General features: G+C 66.9%; 4 protein-coding genes. 2 read left to right on the forward strand and 2 right to left on the reverse strand.

Annotated features, from left to right (window positions below):
* Positions 1 to 195: 195 nt before the first annotated feature.
* Together bfr and RT567_RS14890 are read right to left on the reverse strand one after the other, a co-directional pair.
* On the reverse strand, positions 196 to 696 hold the full coding sequence (bfr, locus tag RT567_RS14885; RefSeq protein WP_313577028.1) for a bacterioferritin: 501 nt from the start codon (positions 694 to 696) through the stop codon (positions 196 to 198).
* Positions 697 to 877: 181 nt separating this feature from the next.
* Positions 878 to 1,063 (reverse strand): (2Fe-2S)-binding protein, encoded by a 186-nt coding sequence (locus tag RT567_RS14890; RefSeq protein WP_313577029.1) that lies wholly within the window; start codon positions 1,061 to 1,063, stop codon positions 878 to 880.
* Between the two features lie 117 nt (positions 1,064 to 1,180).
* On the opposite strand from RT567_RS14890, the gene thiE reads away from it, so the two are divergent.
* Both thiE and RT567_RS14900 read left to right on the forward strand, forming a co-directional pair.
* Positions 1,181 to 1,843: a thiamine phosphate synthase gene (thiE, locus tag RT567_RS14895; RefSeq protein ID WP_313577030.1), complete on the forward strand. Its 663-nt coding sequence runs from the start codon at positions 1,181 to 1,183 to the stop codon at positions 1,841 to 1,843.
* Between the two features lie 118 nt (positions 1,844 to 1,961).
* Complete coding sequence (locus RT567_RS14900; RefSeq protein WP_313577031.1) at positions 1,962 to 3,587, forward strand: ATP-binding protein; 1,626 nt, start codon at positions 1,962 to 1,964, stop codon at positions 3,585 to 3,587.
* The last annotated feature ends 122 nt before the right edge of the window (positions 3,588 to 3,709 follow it).

The following is a 3,709-nucleotide window of genomic DNA, read 5'->3' on the forward strand; positions in this document are numbered from 1 at the left end:
GTCGCCGCCAGGGCGAAGCCGACGGTCAGCGCGGCGCCCAGGGCGACGTGCCGCCAGTCGCGGCCTTCGGCGTTGAAGAAATCCGCCGCGTGGTCGCGGGCGGCGTCGAGGGCGTCATCCATGCTGCTCATGCAGCCAAGAACAACCGGGCGCGGCGGACGTTCCCGCCCTCTGAGGCCGCGCCCGGCCTTCGGGTCAGTTCCCCGTGGCGGCGCCGTCGGTGACGATTTCCTTCATGGCCGACTGCAGATAGTTCTGCGCGCCCATCAGCTTGATCAGGCTGTGCTGGTTTTCGAGGAAGTCGACGTGCTCCTCGGTGTCGGCCAGGATCTTCATCAGCAGGTCGCGGCTGACGTAGTCGCGGGCTTCTTCGCACTGTGTGACGGCGTCGCGGGTCGTGGCGCGGCTGTCGATTTCCAGTTGCAGGTCGGCGCCCAGGCATTCGATCGGGTCTTCGCCGACCTTCAGCTTGTGCAGATCCTGCAGGTTGGGCAGGCCGTCCAGGAAGAGGATGCGCTTGATCAGCATGTCGGCGTGCTTCATCTCGCCGATCGATTCTTCGTAGATGACGTTGCCGAGATGGGTCAGACCCCAGCTCTCGAACATGCGGGCGTGCAGGAAGTACTGGTTCACCGCCGTCAGTTCGTTGGTCAGCACCGCATTGAGGGTGCGGATGATCGCGGGATCGCCCTTCATGGTCGTCGTCCTTGTTCAGCGGCGGCGAAAGCGACGTCAGCGCGACGACAGGGCCTCTCGGCCGCCCGTAAGGACTTCATAGCACGGCTGAAACGCCGTGGATTATTTGCGAGTTTTTATCACTGCATTGATAATGCGAGTGAAATCCGCTTTCAAAAAGCGGCGGCTCTTGCGCCAGGCTCTACTCGGCAGCGATGGCGAAGGCGGCCTGGGTTTCCTGGATCATCTGGCGCATCTCGCACACGCATTTGGCGCACCGGGGCGCGCACTGGTGGCTGGCGAAGATGTCCTTCGGACGGTTGGCGCCCGCCTCGATGGCGAGGGCGACGTCACGCTGGCGAAGACCGTTACAGTTGCAGACGTACAAGGCGGGGCACCCGGAACACTGAGAATGGCTCGCTATAGCATTTATTAAGGCGGGTGCAAATCATTCGCATGCACATGCGACATTGACGACGACGGCGGCGACGGGCAGGGCTCGGCCATGGCTCGTCAACTGCAAATTCCCGCCCGCCCGGCCTGCCGGCTGTACCTGATCACGCCGGTCGCCATCCCGGACCTGGAGGCCTTCGCCGCAGAGCTGGAGACCGCCCTGTCGGCCGGGGACTGCGCCGCCTTGCAGATCCGCCTGAAGGAGGCGTCGGACGAGGAGATCCGCGCCGCCGTCGCGCGGCTGAAGCCGATCTGCCAGGCGCACGACGTGGCTCTGGTCCTGAACGATCGGCCGGATCTGGCGCGGGCCACGGGTTGCGACGGGGTGCACGTGGGCCAGGAGGACGCCTCCCTGGCCGAGGCGCGTCGCATCATGGGGCCGGACGCCATGATCGGCGTCACCTGCCACGACAGCCGCCACCTGGCGATGGAGGCGGCCGAGGGCGGCGCGGACTATGTCGCCTTCGGCGCCTTCTTCCCGACGGAGACCAAGGGTGTCGTCCATCACGCCGAGCCGGACATCCTGACCATCTGGCAGGAGACGATGGAGGTTCCCTGCGTGGCCATCGGCGGCGTTACGGCCGAGAATGCGGCCGGCCTGGCGGCGGCGGGCGCGGACTTCGTGGCCGTCAGCGCCGGGGTCTGGGCGCATCCGCAGGGACCGGCGGCGGCGATGCGGGCTTTTGATGCAACCCTGGCGTCTGCGGATTCCTGACTTCAGAGGATGTTTAGAAAACGCGGGCAGGGTGAGGTCTTAGTGTCGCCCCGTGGACCCGATCATGACGATGAGCCGCGCGCTCGAAAGAACTGAAGCTGTTGTGGAGCCGTCGGGCATGACGTCCCGCACGCTCCCGTCGTCACAAACGAACGCCGCCTTCTTCCGCCAGCCTGTGTTGCCGATCCTGACCGCTGTGGGCGTGACCGTCCTGGTGGTGCTGGCGGTCAGCTTTGCGCGGGCCAACGGTGTGGTGGCCGCCCTCTGGGGAGCGAGCGGTCTGGCTCTGGCCCTGTGGCTGCGCGGCGGGCGTGGGCTGGCCTATGATGGCGGCTTCGTGGTGCTGATTGCGGCGGGCGTGCTGGCGGGCGAGTTCCTGAGTGGGAACGGGCCGGCGCTGGCGTTGCTGTTCACCGTGGCTAATCTGCTGGAGATCGTTCTGGCGGTGGTGCTGACGCGCCGACTGGTGACGGGGCTGCATGTCGACAGCGTCGAGGGTTTGACGCGGTTTCTGGCGGTTTGCATCATCGCTCCGCTTCCGTCGGCCGTGTTCAGCGCCGTCGCCCTGAACATGATGATCGGCGCCGACATGCTGGATTCCTTGCGGATCTGGTGGAGCGCCCACGCCTTGGGCTTCGCTGTTCTGGGCGTGTTCGGTCTGACCTTGCGCCGATCGCATCTGGGTATCCTGCGCCAACCGGCCCGGCTGGCCGAGGGCGTGGCGCTGAGCGCTCTGCTCATGGGCGCCTGCTACGCCATCTTCTCGCAGTTGAGCCTGCCTTACGGCTTTCTGTTGTTGCCGCTGCTGGTTCTCATGGCGGTGCGCTTTCGCGTCGTCGGCATCGCCTGGGCCTTGATGATCGTTTCGGTCATGGCCATCGGCGGGACCATGGCCGGCAACGGCCCCTATCACGACTTCAACGCCGAGCAGCGGGCCATGCTGGGGCAGCTTCTGGTGCTGCTGGGCTATATGCCGATCGTCATGGTCGCGGCCTTGCTGGAAGAGCGGGATCGCCTGACCGAACGCGCCCGTGAGGGACGCGCGCGGGCCGAGCGCGCCTCGGCGGCCAAGTCGCGGCTGCTGGCCAATGTGGCCCATGAGATCAAGAGCCCGATCGGCGGCGTCATCGGCATCGGCGAGCTGTGGGCCGGAGGACATCTGGGCGCCGTCACGCCCAATCAGGTCGAGATGGCGCAGATGCTCGTCAAGACGGCGCGCCAGGTCGAGGCCCTGACCCATGACTTGCTTGATGTGGCGCGGGCCGAGGCGGGCGCGGTCAAGGTCGATCTGCGCCCGACCGATGTCGCCGGCGTGCTGGAGGATGTGCGCCGCAGTCTGCTGCTGAATCCTGAAGCGGCGGCGGTGAAGATCGATGTGGTTGCGGCCGGCGATCATCTGGTGGCGCGGGCCGATTCCCAGCGTCTGACGCAGGTGGTGGGCAATCTGGCCAACAACGCCGTCAAATACGGCGCTGCGGGCGGGCTGGTCGTCCTGCGGGCGGCCTGGAGCGGCGATCGCATCCGCATTGAGGTGGTCGACCGTGGACCTGGCCTGTCGGAAGAGAAGAAGGCGCAACTGTTCGAGCCCTTCAACCGCCTGGGCCTGGAGCGCTCGGCCATCGAGGGGCATGGGGTCGGCCTGACCCTGGCCAAACGGCTGGTCGAACTGCAGGGCGGCGAGATCGGCGTGATCTCGGCGCCGGGGCAGGGCGCGACCTTCTGGGTGGAACTGCCGGGCGCTTGATCCGGCGGGCGCGATGGCCGCTTGACCCGGTGCGGCCCCCGCCGCCAATGTCGCGGCCATGAAAGCCGTATTCGTCGCCGCCCTGTCGCTCGCCGCCCCTCTGGCCCTGTCCGCGACGCCCG

Origin of the sequence: Brevundimonas sp., from assembly GCF_032107865.1 — a bacterium.
In the GTDB taxonomy this organism is placed as follows: Bacteria; Pseudomonadota; Alphaproteobacteria; order Caulobacterales; family Caulobacteraceae; genus Brevundimonas.